This is a genomic window from Caballeronia sp. INML1 (assembly GCF_023631085.1).
GTDB lineage: Bacteria > Pseudomonadota > Gammaproteobacteria > Burkholderiales > Burkholderiaceae > Caballeronia > Caballeronia turbans.
Genome location: NZ_JALQDT010000068.1, coordinates 111,669 through 124,460 on the forward strand (window position 1 = coordinate 111,669; position 12,792 = coordinate 124,460).

Annotated in this window: 12 protein-coding genes; 4 read left to right on the forward strand and 8 right to left on the reverse strand. The window is 62.1% G+C overall.

All coding sequences use genetic code 11. The features are described from left to right. The first annotated feature begins 6 nt into the window (after window positions 1-6). Both NCR38_RS27940 and NCR38_RS27945 read left to right on the forward strand, forming a co-directional pair. Window positions 7-1,014, forward strand: a complete 1,008-nt coding sequence (locus NCR38_RS27940) for an NAD(P)-dependent oxidoreductase (protein WP_061118657.1) — start codon at window positions 7-9, stop codon at window positions 1,012-1,014. Beyond that, window positions 1,011-1,829, forward strand: a complete 819-nt coding sequence (locus tag NCR38_RS27945) for an amidohydrolase (protein ID WP_061118658.1) — start codon at window positions 1,011-1,013, stop codon at window positions 1,827-1,829. Before NCR38_RS27940 ends, NCR38_RS27945 begins: the two co-directional genes overlap by 4 nt. A 26-nt stretch (window positions 1,830-1,855) precedes the next feature. Here the strand turns inward: NCR38_RS27945 and NCR38_RS27950 are convergent, their stop codons facing one another. The 4 genes from NCR38_RS27950 to NCR38_RS27965 are packed head-to-tail and all read right to left on the reverse strand — an operon-like array spanning window position 1,856 to window position 5,773. Then, window positions 1,856-2,647, reverse strand: coding sequence for an SDR family oxidoreductase (locus NCR38_RS27950; RefSeq protein WP_061118659.1), 792 nt, complete (start codon window positions 2,645-2,647; stop codon window positions 1,856-1,858). A gap of 32 nt (window positions 2,648-2,679) precedes the next feature. After that, window positions 2,680-3,420, reverse strand: a complete 741-nt coding sequence (gene fabG, locus NCR38_RS27955) for a 3-oxoacyl-ACP reductase FabG (RefSeq protein ID WP_250477948.1) — start codon at window positions 3,418-3,420, stop codon at window positions 2,680-2,682. Between the two features lie 23 nt (window positions 3,421-3,443). Next, window positions 3,444-4,787 (reverse strand): MFS transporter, encoded by a 1,344-nt coding sequence (locus NCR38_RS27960; RefSeq protein WP_250477949.1) that lies wholly within the window; start codon window positions 4,785-4,787, stop codon window positions 3,444-3,446. A gap of 47 nt (window positions 4,788-4,834) precedes the next feature. Beyond that, complete coding sequence (locus NCR38_RS27965; RefSeq protein ID WP_250477950.1) at window positions 4,835-5,773, reverse strand: 3-keto-5-aminohexanoate cleavage protein; 939 nt, start codon at window positions 5,771-5,773, stop codon at window positions 4,835-4,837. 140 nt (window positions 5,774-5,913) lie between these two features. Here NCR38_RS27965 and NCR38_RS27970 point away from each other — a divergent pair, with 140 nt between their 5' ends. Then, entirely contained in the window at window positions 5,914-6,939 is a 1,026-nt protein-coding gene (locus tag NCR38_RS27970; RefSeq protein WP_250477951.1) for an AraC family transcriptional regulator, read from the forward strand. Window positions 6,940-7,033: 94 nt separating this feature from the next. On the opposite strand, the gene NCR38_RS27975 is transcribed toward NCR38_RS27970, so the two are convergent. Together NCR38_RS27975 and NCR38_RS27980 are read right to left on the reverse strand one after the other, a co-directional pair. Then, window positions 7,034-8,023, reverse strand: coding sequence for a D-2-hydroxyacid dehydrogenase family protein (locus NCR38_RS27975; RefSeq protein WP_061118664.1), 990 nt, complete (start codon window positions 8,021-8,023; stop codon window positions 7,034-7,036). A 31-nt stretch (window positions 8,024-8,054) separates the two neighbouring features. Continuing rightward, window positions 8,055-9,416, reverse strand: a complete 1,362-nt coding sequence (locus NCR38_RS27980) for an MFS transporter (RefSeq protein WP_061118665.1) — start codon at window positions 9,414-9,416, stop codon at window positions 8,055-8,057. Between the two features lie 269 nt (window positions 9,417-9,685). On the opposite strand from NCR38_RS27980, the gene NCR38_RS27985 reads away from it, so the two are divergent. Further along, window positions 9,686-10,429: an alpha/beta hydrolase family protein gene (locus NCR38_RS27985; RefSeq protein ID WP_250477952.1), complete on the forward strand. Its 744-nt coding sequence runs from the start codon at window positions 9,686-9,688 to the stop codon at window positions 10,427-10,429. A gap of 13 nt (window positions 10,430-10,442) precedes the next feature. Here NCR38_RS27985 and NCR38_RS27990 read toward each other — a convergent pair whose 3' ends face one another. Continuing rightward, on the reverse strand, window positions 10,443-11,378 hold the full coding sequence (locus NCR38_RS27990; RefSeq protein WP_250477953.1) for a hydroxymethylglutaryl-CoA lyase: 936 nt from the start codon (window positions 11,376-11,378) through the stop codon (window positions 10,443-10,445). An 11-nt stretch (window positions 11,379-11,389) separates the two neighbouring features. Further along, window positions 11,390-12,751: an MFS transporter gene (locus NCR38_RS27995; protein WP_250477954.1), complete on the reverse strand. Its 1,362-nt coding sequence runs from the start codon at window positions 12,749-12,751 to the stop codon at window positions 11,390-11,392. Window positions 12,752-12,792: the final 41 nt, after the last annotated feature.

A 12,792-nucleotide genomic window follows, 5' to 3' on the forward strand; every position in this document is an offset into this window, starting at 1 on the left:
GTAGACATGAACAAGGTATTCGTGAGTCATCCCCGGCACATGCTGGAACATTACTTCGGCGCGCGCGCATCGGCTGCGCTCGCGACCTTCGCCGACGTTGCGTATAACGAGGAAGACCGCGAACTGACGACAGCCGAACTCGCGGCTGCCGCGCGCGATGCCGATGTCATCATCGCGTACCGCCAGACGCCCGCGCCGCGCGCATTGTTCGAGGCACTGCCGAAGCTCGCCGCCTTCGTGCGCTGCGCGGTGGATATCCGCACGGTGGATGTCGATGCCGCGAGCGAACTCGGCGTGCTCGTCACGCAGGCAAGCGCGGGCTTCGTGCCCTCGGTATCGGAATGGGTGATCGGCGCGATGCTCGATCTCGCGCGCGGCACGACCGCGTATGCGCAGGCCTATCACCGCCATGAAGCGCCCGCGCCGAAGATGGGCCGCGAGCTTCGCGGCAGCACCGTCGGGGTGATCGGCTACGGACAGATTTCGCGCTATCTCTGCGACCTCGCGCTGGCGTTCGGCATGCGCGTCATCGTGTCCGATCCTTACGCCACGATCGACGATGCGCGCCTCCATCAAGTCGGCTTCGATGAATTGCTCGCGCAGTCGGACTTCGTCGTGTGTCTCGCGCCCGCCAATGCGCAGACCGCGAACCTCATGAACGCGCAAGCCTTCGCCGCGATGAAGCGCGGCGCGTACTTCATCAACGCCGCGCGCGGCGAACTCGTCGACGATGCCGCGTTGCTCGCCGCGCTGGCGTGCGATCACCTCGCCGGATGCGCGCTCGATGTCGGCCGCGCTGCGGACCAGATGCCCGCGGCGGCGCTCGCGGCGCATCCGCGTGTGATCGCGGCGCCGCATGTCGGCGGGCTGACGCCGGGCGCCATCGAGCATCAGTCGATGGAAACGGTCGCGCAGACGCAGGCGCTGTTCGAGGGCCGCATGCCCGTGGGCGCGGTGAATGCGGCGCATGCGTTCCGCCTCGCAGGCTTCGACATGCAGGCGGTCGCGCGATGAACATCGAAGGCGCTTGCGACTGCCACATTCACGTCTACGAGGAAGGTTATCCGCTCGCCGCGAGCGCGACGTTCACGCCGCCGCCCGCGCCCGCGTCGGCGTATCGCGACGTGCAGCGCGGGCTGGGCTTTTCGCGCGCGATCGTCGTGCAGCCGACGGGCTATGGCTTCGACAACCGCTGCACGCTCGCGGCCATCGGGCAGCTCGGTGCCGGCGCGCGCGGCATCGCGGTCGTCGCACCCGATATCGGCGATGACGAACTGCAGCGCCTGCACGATGCGGGCATTCGCGGCGTGCGGTTCATGATGCTGCCCGGCGGCGTGCTGCCATGGGACGCGCTTGCGGACATGTCGGCGCGTATCGAACCGCTTGGATGGAACATCGATCTTCAACTCGACGGGCACGCCCTGCCGCAACACGAAGCGATGCTGGCGCGCCTGCCCTCGAAGCTCGTCATCGATCATCTCGGCAAGTTTCTCGCGCCGGTGACGCCGCAAAGCGAAGGGTTCGCGTCGCTGTGCCGTCTGCTCGACGGCCCGCGATGCTGGATCAAACTGTCCGCGCCGTATGAGAGTTCGCGCACCGGCGCGCCTGGCTTCGATGACGTTTCGTGGCTCGTGCGCACGCTGTCGGCGCGTTTTCCCGAGCGCGGCGTGTGGGCGTCGAACTGGCCGCATCCCAATGTGAAGCCCCTGCCAAACGACGCGCGCATGCTCGACTGGACGATGCGGCTCGTGCAAAGCGACGAGATTCGCCGCAAGATACTGGTCGATAATCCGGCCGAGTTGTACGGGTTCCAGGCAGGCTTATTCTGATGCGTGTCCCGCAAACAGCAGGTCGCTCACAGATACTCCACGTTCCCGTCGACGCTGATCGCCTGTCCAGTGATGTTGCGTGCAGCGGGCGAAGCAAGAAAAAGAGCCGTCGCGGATATGTCCTGCATCGTTACCATGCGACGTAACGAGATCTTCCTCAGGTAGTCATCCCGCATCGCGTCGACCGTTACGCCCAGTGACTCCGCCCGCGCAGCGATCACGCGATCCATCCGTTCTCCCTGCACAACGCCAGGCAGAATGGCGTTGACTCGAATGTTCGCAGGCCCCAATTCGATAGCCAGCGATTTGGTGAGTCCGACGAGCGCCCACTTCGTCGCCGCATAGGGCGTGCGAAACGCGTAGCCGAGCCGCCCCGCGACAGACGACATCGTGATGATGCTCGCACTCCGCGAGGTGTCCTTCATGAGCGGCACCGCCTTGCGCAGGAAGTTGAACTGTCCGTTCAAATTGGTCGTGACGGTCCGCTCCCACTGCTCTTCGTCGATATCTTCTATAGCCCCTGTCGGACCGGCAATCCCGGCGTTGTTGATCAGCAGATCGAGTCCGCCCAGGGCGCGCCCGGTTTCTGCGACGACCTGATCGACCTGGTCCGAGTCGCTGACGTCCGCCACGCAGCCACGTAACGACGAATTCGTTGCCGCAAATGCATCGACGGCCACAGCATCGACATCGCAGATGACGACCTTCGCGCCGGCCTCGACAAACGCCTGAGCCATTGCAGCACCGATGCCAGAGGCCGCGCCGGTGATCAAGACCCGCAAACCAGGCTGGGGCTTCAACAATTCGAAAGTATTCATGTCAACAAGATTCGATTTCGATACCACGGCGGTCAAAGCGTCATGCCGCCAGACACTTCGATCACTGCGCCATTGATATAGCTCGCCTCGTCGCTCGCCAGAAACGCGTAGACGTTCGCGACCTCCTCTGGCGCACCTAGGCGGCCCAGCGGCACCTGTTCACGCATCTTGTGCAGAACGTCTTCGGGGATCGTCGAAAGAATCGACGTATCGATGAATCCGGGGGCCACGGCGTTGACGCGAATGCCCTTCGGGCCGAGCTCCCGGCTCCATGTCTTCGTGAAGCCGATCACACCGAATTTGGACGCGGCGTAGTTGGTTTGCCCAAAGTTGCCATAGATGCCAACGACCGAACTCGCATTCAGAATGACACCCGAGCCTCGCGCGATCATCTCCTCTGCGACGGCCTGGCTTGCATGAAAGACGGCCCGCAGATTTACGTCGATCACCGCATCGAACTGATCGAGGGTCATCTTCTGCAGACGAGCGTCGCGCGTAATGCCTGCATTATTCACAAGCACGTCGATTCGACCGAAGCGCCTGATCACGCTCGCGACCACCTCGTCGACGGCGAGCCGATCCGTCATGTCGATGCAGTATTCCGCCGTCTCCGCACCCGCTTTCCGGCAAGCCTGCGTCACTTGCCTGAGCGCTGACTCATTGACATCGCACACGACAACCGCCGCACCTTCCTGCGCGAACTTGCGAGCGGTCGCTGCGCCGATTCCCTGCCCCGCGCCCGTAATGAGCGCGACTTTCCCTTGTAGTCTCATTTTTTTCCTTGCGGGTCGATCGTTCAAGAATGCATTTCGGCAGCACTGCCCTTTCCAAGCGGGTGCGACGTTTCGGTCTCGCGGCGAATCGCCTTTGCGAACACCGGCACGAGCAGCAGACCGAGCAACGACGCCACGAGAATGATGTAGAAGCCGGAATCGCTACGTCCCGTCACGGTTTCAGCCAATCCGAACAGGTAGGGTCCAACGAACCCGCCGATAAGCCCGATCGTGTTGATGAACGCAAGCCCTGCCGCTGCCTGAATGCCGTGAAGGCGCTTCATCGCGATGGCCCAGTACGATGGCAACACGCCTCCGGCAAAGAAAGCCGTGACCGCAAGGAGCACCATGCGTGCCGCAGGATTCGATGTGGCGATGAACGCGCACGCACCGGCAATGAGCCCCACCGTGAGCATGCCCAGGTAAGCGCAGTCATTGCCGTAACGCCGATGAATCCGCGGAAGAATGAGCACGCCCAACAGGAAACCGAGGCCGACGCTCGCGGCAAGCACGCCCACGAGAAACGGCGACTTGACGTGCATCTGCTGAATCATCGAGGGCGCAAAAAAGTAGAGCCCGACGAACGCCACCTGGTTCAGAAAGTAGATCAGGCCCATCAGGACAGTCGTGGGACGCTTCAACGCCGCCATCCAGTCGGAAGACGTGAGCTCCGGATGCCCTTGCGCGTCAGCGGCCGCGCGTGATTCCAGCGCCTGCGCTTCCTCGGCGGACAGCCAGCGGGCGTCGCGCGGACGCTCCGGCATCTTGAAGAAAAGCAGAATGCCGACCAGAACGCTGGGAATGCCCTCGATCATGAACATCCACTGCCAGCCATGAAGGCCGCCGAGCCCATTCATTTGCATCAGGGCTCCGCCGAGCGGACTGCCGAGCATCAACGCAAGCGCCGGCGCGATATAGATCCAGCCCACTACGACAGGCTTGTCGTTCGGTGCGAACCACAGCGTGACCATGTACATGAGCGCAGGGAAAAGCCCCGCTTCAGCGATGCCCAGCAACACACGCAGTACGTAGAACGACCACTCGCCTTGCACGAACATCATCGCGGTGGAGAGAATGCCCCACGTCACCGCGATTCTCGCGATCCATCGCCGCGGCCCGATTCTGTGCGCAGCAAGATTGCTGGGCACTTCGAGCAAGGCATAGCCGATGAAGAAGATGCCCGAACCCAATCCATACGCGGCGGCACTGATGCCGACATCGACTGCCAGTTGCGCTTTCGCCAACGCGACGTTCGTGCGATCCAGAAACGACATGAAGTAGATCGCGCACATGAGTGGAATGAGTCGCCGCATCGCTTTCCGGGTCGCGGTGTGATGCAGCTTATCGAGGTTGTCGATGATGTTCATTGTGTCTCCGGGATGGGTCTGCGCCCTGTCTACGAATATCGAAAGTCTTACGGTGTAACCTTGTCGCGCCCCTTCAATCCCAGCATGGCGCGCGCATCGTCCGGCGTCGCTATTTCAAACGACAGTTCTTCGAGGATTCGACGGATCTTGCGCACTTGCTGCGCGTTCGACTCGGCCTTCACGCCCTTCGCGATGTACACGCTGTCTTCCAGCCCGACGCGGACGTTGCCGCCGAGAATCGCGCTCATCGTGACCAGCGGCATCTGATGACGGCCTGCGCCCAGCACGGAGAAGTGATAGTTCTCGCGTCCGAACAGGCGGTCGGCCGTTGCGCGCATCACGGTCATGTTCTCCGGATCCGCGCCGATGCCGCCCAGGATGCCGAACACCGACTGAATGAAAAACGGCGGCTTGATCAGGCCTTGATCGACGAAATGCGCGAGATTGTAGAGATGCCCGAGGTCGTAGCATTCGAACTCGAAGCGCGTGCCTCGACCTCCGAGCTCGAGAAGGATGCGCTTGATGTCTTTGAAGGTGTTGCGGAAGATCATGTCTTCCATGCCCTCGACATAGCCCTTTTCCCACTCATAGCGCCAGGACGATACCTTGCTTGCAAGCGGATGGATCGAGAAGTTCATCGACCCCATGTTGAGTGAACACATCTCGGGCGCCGCTTGCAGCGGATAAGCGAGCCGCTCCTCCAGGGTCATGCGCGTGCTGCCGCCTGTCGTGATGTTGATGACCGCGTCCGTTGCCTCTGCGATGGCGGGGACGAATTCGCGAAAGACGTCGGGGCTGGGCGTGGGACGCCCGTCTTTGGGGTCGCGCGCGTGGAGATGAATGATCGCCGCTCCGGCTCGAGCGGCGTCGATCGCCTGGTCGCGGATTTGCGCGGGCGTGATCGGCAGATGCTCCGACATTGTCGGGACGTGAGTGGCGCCGGTGACTGCGCACGAAATGATGACCTTGCGGCCTGTATCGCTCATCGGGAAAGTCCTCGTCTCCGTTTGCATTCAGCGCCTTCTCGCACGTCAGTGGCGCCTTGTGACTCAAATCTTATTGAGGTAGCATCTTCGAGAAAAGGTCTTTTTCGGACACTCGCGAGTCCTCAGAGGACAAGAGAAACATGGCCACTATCCGCCCGCCGCTCAACGAACGCATGTTCGCGCCCTACAAGATTGCCGCGCTGGTCGAGGTGCTCGCGGAGCAGGGCATCGCACCCGAAGACAGCCTGAGCGGCTCGGGTGTCACGGTTGGCGAATTGCAGGACGCGTCCGTCCTCACGTCCGTCGGACAGTATGCGACCGTCTGCAGGAACGCCGTGTCGCTGGGCTGCGATCCAGCTACGCCTTTCAAGGTCGGACGCAAATTGCACCTGTCCGCCTACGGCATGTATGGCTACGCGCTCATGTCGTGTTTGTCGTTGCGCGACTACTTCAAACTGGGCGTGAAGTATCACCGGCTGGCGACGCCGACCGTCGCGATCGAATGGACGGAGTATCCGGACCGCATGGTCTGGACGTTCCCCGATGCGTTTACGTCGAGCCCGTCCCGTGAACTGCGCGAATTCATCATCGAGCAGCAATACACGCAGCACGTGACGCATCTTCAGGACGTCGCCGGCGGTATATGTCCGCCTGTGAAAGCGTGTTTCTCGTATCCCGCGCCCGCGCACGCGGACATCTACCCGGACTATCTTGGATGCGAATGTCTCTTCGGGCAGGCGCAATGCGAGTTGATCTACGACAGCGCGATACTCGAGCGCAAACCGCAACTCGCTCACCCTCTCACGACGGCAATGCTGCAAGAGACTTGCGATCGATTGATTGGACAGGCGAAGACATCGAGCGGCGTCTCGGGCGAGGTGTATCAAAGTCTGATGGCCACGCCCGGCTCCTTTCCCGACATGGAGAGCGTCGCGAAGTCGATGCATCTCACGTCGCGAACCTTGAGGCGGCGACTTGACGAAGAAGGTTCGTCGTTCCAGGCCATCGTCGATGATGTCAAACGCTCGCTCGCGCTCGAATACCTGAAGACGACGAAGATGAGCACCGAGGACGTTGCGATGCTGCTCGGCTTCAGCGATGCCGCGAATTTCCGTCGCGCGCTCAAACGCTGGACGGGAAAAGGCACCGAGGCGCTACGTCATTGAAAGCATGACGATGCCTGATGCGCGAACGCCTTCGCTCGTCCGGATGCGGCGACTTCGGATACGTCGCCGCCGTCGGCATGGGGAACGAAAGTCGCTACGCGCCTTGCGTGATGTAACTGATTTCGCGTTGCGCAGGCGTCAGCACACGGACAGGCGTACCTGCGATCCAGGCGCGAATGTTTTCAACCGACTCGCCGTAATAGATTCGATAAGACTCATCGGTGACGTAGCCAATGTGGGATGTCGCGATGACATTGTCCATCGATCGGAACGGATGCTGCGGCGGCAACGGCTCCTGATCGAAAACATCGAGCGCGGCGGCCGCGATCTGTTTCTCGCTCAGCGCATCGATCAGCGCCTTTTCGTTCACGATCGGTCCGCGCGCGGTGTTCACCAGCAGCGCGTGCGGCTGCATCATCGCCAATTCTTTCGCGCCGATCAGATTGCGCGTCCGGTCCGAAAGGCGGACGTGAATCGAAAGGATGTCGCTCGCGGCGAGCAGTTCCTCCTTGGAGACATATGAAGCGCCGAACTTCGCGGCCGACTCTTGCGTCATGTTCTGGCTCCATGCGATCGTGCGCATCCCGAAAGCCTGGGCGACTCGCGCGGTCGCGCCACCGGTATAACCCAGACCCAGAAGACCGATGGTTTTGCCATGCAGGTCGCCGCCGACCGATACCTGCCAGCCTCCCTTCCTGAACGATGCGACTTCACGCGGAATGTGCCGCGTCGCGGCAAGAATAAGCGCCCATGCAAGTTCGGCCGCGGCCGTCGGCGAGGATGCGGTCCCGCACACCGTTATGCCCAGTTCATGGGCCGCTTCGATATCGATGGCTGCGTTCCACGGCCCCGTGCTTGCCAGCAACTTAAGATTCGGCAGCTTCGACAGGACGCTACGCGTGAACCAGGTGCGCTCGCGCATCACGCAGAGGATGTCGTAGGGACGCAGACGCTCGACCAGTTCGCTCTCTTCACTGATCGTGTTCGTGATGACCGTGATGTCAGCGTGTTCGCGCAAGCTGTTCCAGTTTCCGAATCGAAGCGCGGTGTTCTGGAAATCATCGAGAATGGCAATGTTATGCATAGGTCCTGGCCGGTTCCTTTCGAGGTGCGGATCAAAGCCGCGCTTGCGTATGACGTCTGAAGCCGAGCAGCATGACGAGAATGCCCGACACGAGTATTGCCGTCATCACGTAGAGGCCGCTGACGAGCGTTCCTGTCGCGGTCTTGAGCCATCCGATGACGAACGGACTGCAAAAGCCACTGAGCAAGCCGATGCAGTTGACGAAAGCGATGCTCGTCGCTGCCGCCGGCGATCCGTTCAGGTAATCCGCCGCGAGCGACCAGATAAGGACGTTGGTCGCGAAGATGCCCACGCAGGCAATCGTCAGCAGCCCAACGGTCAAGGCGGGGGAGTTCGTCGGATGCGAGACGAGCAACAAGGCGACAGCGCCCACGAAACCCGCGATGGCCGCATGCCAACGCCGCTCGAGCATTCGATCCGAGCTTCGGCTGATCGCGACCATGCCGATCGCCCCCATGCCGTACGGTATGACGGAAAGCCATCCGAGCAGAGAGAGATTCGAAATGCCCGAGTCCTTCATGACGGTCGGAAGCCAGAAGGTCACCGAATAGGTTCCGCAGACAAACGCGAAATCGATGAACGCGAGCATATAGACCTTGGGGTCCGAAAGCGCCTCCGCGAGCTTCGCATGACCGTTGTTTCCGGCCTTGCGCTTGCGCTCCATCTCGACTTGGAAGGCCTGGCGAAGCACACTCTTCTCCGCTTCAGTGAGCCATTTCGCCTTGTCGATGTTATCGTCCAGCAGGAATAACGTGACGAGACCGAGCACGACCGCCGGCAGCGCCTCGACGATATAAAGCCACTGCCATCCGGCGAGATTGGCGACATGAGCAAGACTCGTCATCGCCCATCCGGACACAGGACCGCCGACGAGACCCGCGACCGGAAACCCCACCATGAAGCACGCGATTATCACGCCGCGCCTTCTTTCCGGAAACCACGAACTCAAGTAGAAGATCACGCCGGGAAAGAAGCCCGCCTCGAACACACCGAGCAGCAATCGCACGATATAGAACTGGGTGACGTTCGTCACGAACGCGGAGCACGCCCCGACGATTCCCCAGCAAATCATGATGCGCGCAATGGTTCGCTTCGCGCCCATGCGCCTGAGCAGCATGGCGCTCGGCACTTCCAGCAAGCAGTATGAGAGAAAGAAAATGCCGGCGCCCAGGCCATACACGCTGTCGCTGAAGCCGAGCGCGTCCTGCATCTGCAGCTTTGCAAAGCCGACGTTGATGCGATCCAGAAACGCGACGACGTAACACACGAAAAGCAAGGGCACGATGCGCAGCGTGACGCGCAAGTAGAGCGATCGATCATGCGCGTTTGCAGTCGATCCGGACTGAAGCGCATCGGCTGACGCCGGCTCGGAATTTAGAACGGACTCGTTCACTCGCTGTCTCCATGTTTTACGGCGTGGGCTAACGTGATCGACGCACTCCTCTTCCATCCCCAACATGCTTCGCCAGTCTAAAAAGAATCGATGCGCAAAGATAATGAAAAGTACAGATCAGGTGAGACGCGCGGGTTATATCGGTGATAACCAGTAATCAGCGGCGCTTGGAGCTTTTGTTATCGGTTGCGTAGCGGCTTTATCTCTGCGACGATTGACCGGGCATGTGTCATTCATCCTCTCGCGCACGAATTCATCAGGAGACCGACTTGAAAGGCAGCATACAGAACAACAACTTCGTCCTCGTTCACGGCGCCTGGCACGGCGGCTGGGTCTGGCGACCCGTCGTCGATGAACTGATCGGGCGCGGCCATCGCGTCATCGCCCCGACCATGACCGGCCTCGGCGAACGCCATCATTTGCTTGCGTCGGTCACGTCGCTCGATGTGAATATCGCCGATATCGTCAATGTCATCGAAGCGGAGGAACTGAACGACGTCGTGCTGGTGGGCCACAGCTATGGCGGCCTTGTTGCATCGGGCGTCGCCGATCGCATTCCCCACACGCTGCGCACGCTCGTATTCCTCGACAGCCTGCTCGTGCAAAGCGGCCAATGCGCGTTCGATATCCTGCCTGCAAGTGTCGTAGACGAGCGCATGGCGTCGGTACGGGCAAGCGGCCAGTCGCTCGCGATGCCCGTCAACGGGTTGAAGGGCACCGGCATACCGGACGATCATCCGCGTGCCGGCTGGGTGCATCGGCGGCTCACGCCGCATCCGCTTGCGACCTACACCACGCCGCTCATGCTCGAACATCCGCTCGGCAATGGGCTGCCTTGCACCTACGTGCATTGCGCGAATCCGTCGTACGACACGCTCGCGCCCGTGCGCGAGCATATCCGGTCGCAACATCCGGGCTGGGGCTGGGAGAGCATCGACACCGGCCACGACGCGATGGTCCTCGCGCCCGCCCTGCTTGCCGATCTGCTCGAACGGCTCGCGGCAGCGTCCTAGCCCGGTAAGCGGCTCATGCAGCGATCGCCTCCCGATGCACGAAGGTCTTCGGCAAACCCGCGCGGGCGATCGCGCCCGTGAACGGCTCGCCGGGCAGCCATCCCGCGATGGTCTCGCGAATCGCCAGCAGCCGGTCAATATCGATGCCCGTGCGCAGGCCTTGCGCTTCGAGCATGAACACCGTGTCCTCGGTATTGATGTTGCCCGTCGCGTTCGGTGCGAACGGACAGCCGCCGAGCCCGCCGAGCGATGCATCGAACGCACGCACGCCTGCATCGAGCGCGGCCATGACGTTCGCGAGACCCAGACCGCGGGTGTCGTGGAAATGGCAGGCAACGGGCAGTTGCCCCGCAAGCGCCAGAACCCGCTTCATGAGCGCACGCACCCGCGCGGGATTCGCATAGCCAACCGTGTCGGCGATGGTGATCTCTTGCGCGCCGGCTTCCATCAGCGATTCGACGAGCCCGAGCACGATGCGTTCATCGACCTCGCCCGCGATGGTGCAGCCGAACGCGGTCGCCACGCCCGCGCCGAGCACGACATCGCCGCCCAGCTCGTGGCGCGCCGCCGCGATTCGCACGAAGTCCTCGACCGACTCCGCCGTGCTGCGCCGCACGTTCTTCAGGTTGTGCTCGTTGCTCGCGGACAGCACGTAATGCACCTTGCGCAATCCCACGTCGAATGCGCGTTGCGCGCCCTTCAGGTTGGGCACCAGCGCTGCGGCGTGAAGCCCCTCGATGGCGAGCGCGCCCGTCGCGACCTCGACCGCGTCCGCGAATTGCGGCACGACTTTGGGCGGCACGAACGACGTCACTTCGATATCGGTCACGCCGGCATCGACCATTCGCGCGCACCATTCGAGCTTCTGCTCGCTCGTGAGTATCGTGCGCACCATTTGCAGCCCGTCGCGCAAGCCGACTTCGCGAATCTGCACATCTTTTTCGATCATGTCTGCTCCATTCAGATCGTCGCGTCCGCGACTGCATCGTTGCTTTCGTCCGTATGGCCGACGCCAGCCGCTGCGGCCGATGTCGCCGGCGCGAGCACCACTGCCGCAATTGCGCCGAGCACCATCAGCAGCGCGATCGCGCCGAGACCGCCGACCATGCTGTTGGTCATCGTCTTGATCGAGCCGATGATCATCGGGCTGACGAAACCGCCGAGCAGACCCACGCAATTGATCACCGCGACACCGCCCGCCGCGCCGCTGCCGCGGATGTAATCCGTCGAGATCGCCCAGATCAGCGGGTTGGGCGCGAGGATGCCCGCCGTCGCGACCGAGAGCGCCACCAGCGACAGCGCCAGATTGCCCGTCGTGAATGCCGCGACGACGAGGCCGGCCGCGCCGAACACCATCGCAACGGCGCAATGCCAGCGCCGTTCCATCGTGCGATCCGAATGACGGTTGAGCATGATGAGCGCGACCCAGCTCACGAAATACGGGATCGCGGAATAGCAGCCGATCTGCAACGCGCCCGACACCCCCGCGCTCTTGATGAGCGTCGGCAGCCAGAAGCCGATCGCGAACACGCCCGCGATCTGCGTGAACCACACGAAGCCCATCACGTAGACGCGGAAATCCCTCAGCGCGCGGGCGAAAGTGTGCTCCGCATGCTTCGTCGACACGCTCGAGCTCTTGCGAATGTCGGCGAGCACGACGGCCTTCTCGTTCTCGGTGAGCCATTTGGCCTGCTGCGGGCCGTCATCGAGAAAGAAGAACGCGACCACCCCGAGCACGCTCGCGGGCAGGCCTTGCACGATGAACATCCACTGCCAGCCGTGCAGCCCGAAGTAGCCGTTGAAGTACGTCATGAGCGCGCCCGACAAGGGCCCGCCGAACAGGCCCGCGATGCCGGTCGCGCAGGTGAAGATGGCGATCACCTTGGCGCGACGCTCGACCGGATACCAGCGCGTGAGATAGAAAATCACGCCGGGATACAGCCCCGCCTCCGCAAGCCCGAGAAAGAAGCGCACGGTGTAGAGATGCGAAGGCAGCGTGACGAACGCCGTGCCCGCCGCGATCAAGCCCCACAGGATCATGATGCGCGAAAAGGTGCGCTTCACGCCGATGCGCGCGAGCAGCAGATTGCTCGGCACTTCCATCAGCACGTAGCCGAGAAAGAAGATGCCCGCGCCGATGCTGTAGGTGAGATCGCTGAAGCCTACGTCATGCTTCATGTCGAGCTGCGCGATACCGATGTTGATGCGATCGAGGAACGCGAACACATAGCACAGGAACAGAAAAGGTATGAGCCTGCGCGTGATCTTGCCGTACGTCGCTTCGGCCGTTGGCCCGTCGAAGCTGCCGATGTCGGGTGTCATGTCTGTCTCCTCCGGTGAGTCCGGGTTTTTGGGTCGGCCGT

Excerpts from the sequence above, each read along its gene's own strand:
- NCR38_RS27940 (WP_061118657.1), top strand. The coding sequence starts at position 7 with ATGAACAAGGTATTCGTGAGTCATCCCCGGCACATGCTGGAACATTAC.
- NCR38_RS27945 (WP_061118658.1), top strand. The coding sequence starts at position 1,011 with ATGAACATCGAAGGCGCTTGCGACTGCCACATTCACGTCTACGAGGAA.
- NCR38_RS27950 (WP_061118659.1), bottom strand. The coding sequence starts at position 2,647 with ATGAATACTTTCGAATTGTTGAAGCCCCAGCCTGGTTTGCGGGTCTTG.
- fabG (WP_250477948.1), bottom strand. The coding sequence starts at position 3,420 with ATGAGACTACAAGGGAAAGTCGCGCTCATTACGGGCGCGGGGCAGGGA.
- NCR38_RS27960 (WP_250477949.1), bottom strand. The coding sequence starts at position 4,787 with ATGAACATCATCGACAACCTCGATAAGCTGCATCACACCGCGACCCGG.
- NCR38_RS27965 (WP_250477950.1), bottom strand. The coding sequence starts at position 5,773 with ATGAGCGATACAGGCCGCAAGGTCATCATTTCGTGCGCAGTCACCGGC.
- NCR38_RS27970 (WP_250477951.1), top strand. The coding sequence starts at position 5,914 with ATGGCCACTATCCGCCCGCCGCTCAACGAACGCATGTTCGCGCCCTAC.
- NCR38_RS27975 (WP_061118664.1), bottom strand. The coding sequence starts at position 8,023 with ATGCATAACATTGCCATTCTCGATGATTTCCAGAACACCGCGCTTCGA.
- NCR38_RS27990 (WP_250477953.1), bottom strand. The coding sequence starts at position 11,378 with ATGATCGAAAAAGATGTGCAGATTCGCGAAGTCGGCTTGCGCGACGGG.
- NCR38_RS27995 (WP_250477954.1), bottom strand. The coding sequence starts at position 12,751 with ATGACACCCGACATCGGCAGCTTCGACGGGCCAACGGCCGAAGCGACG.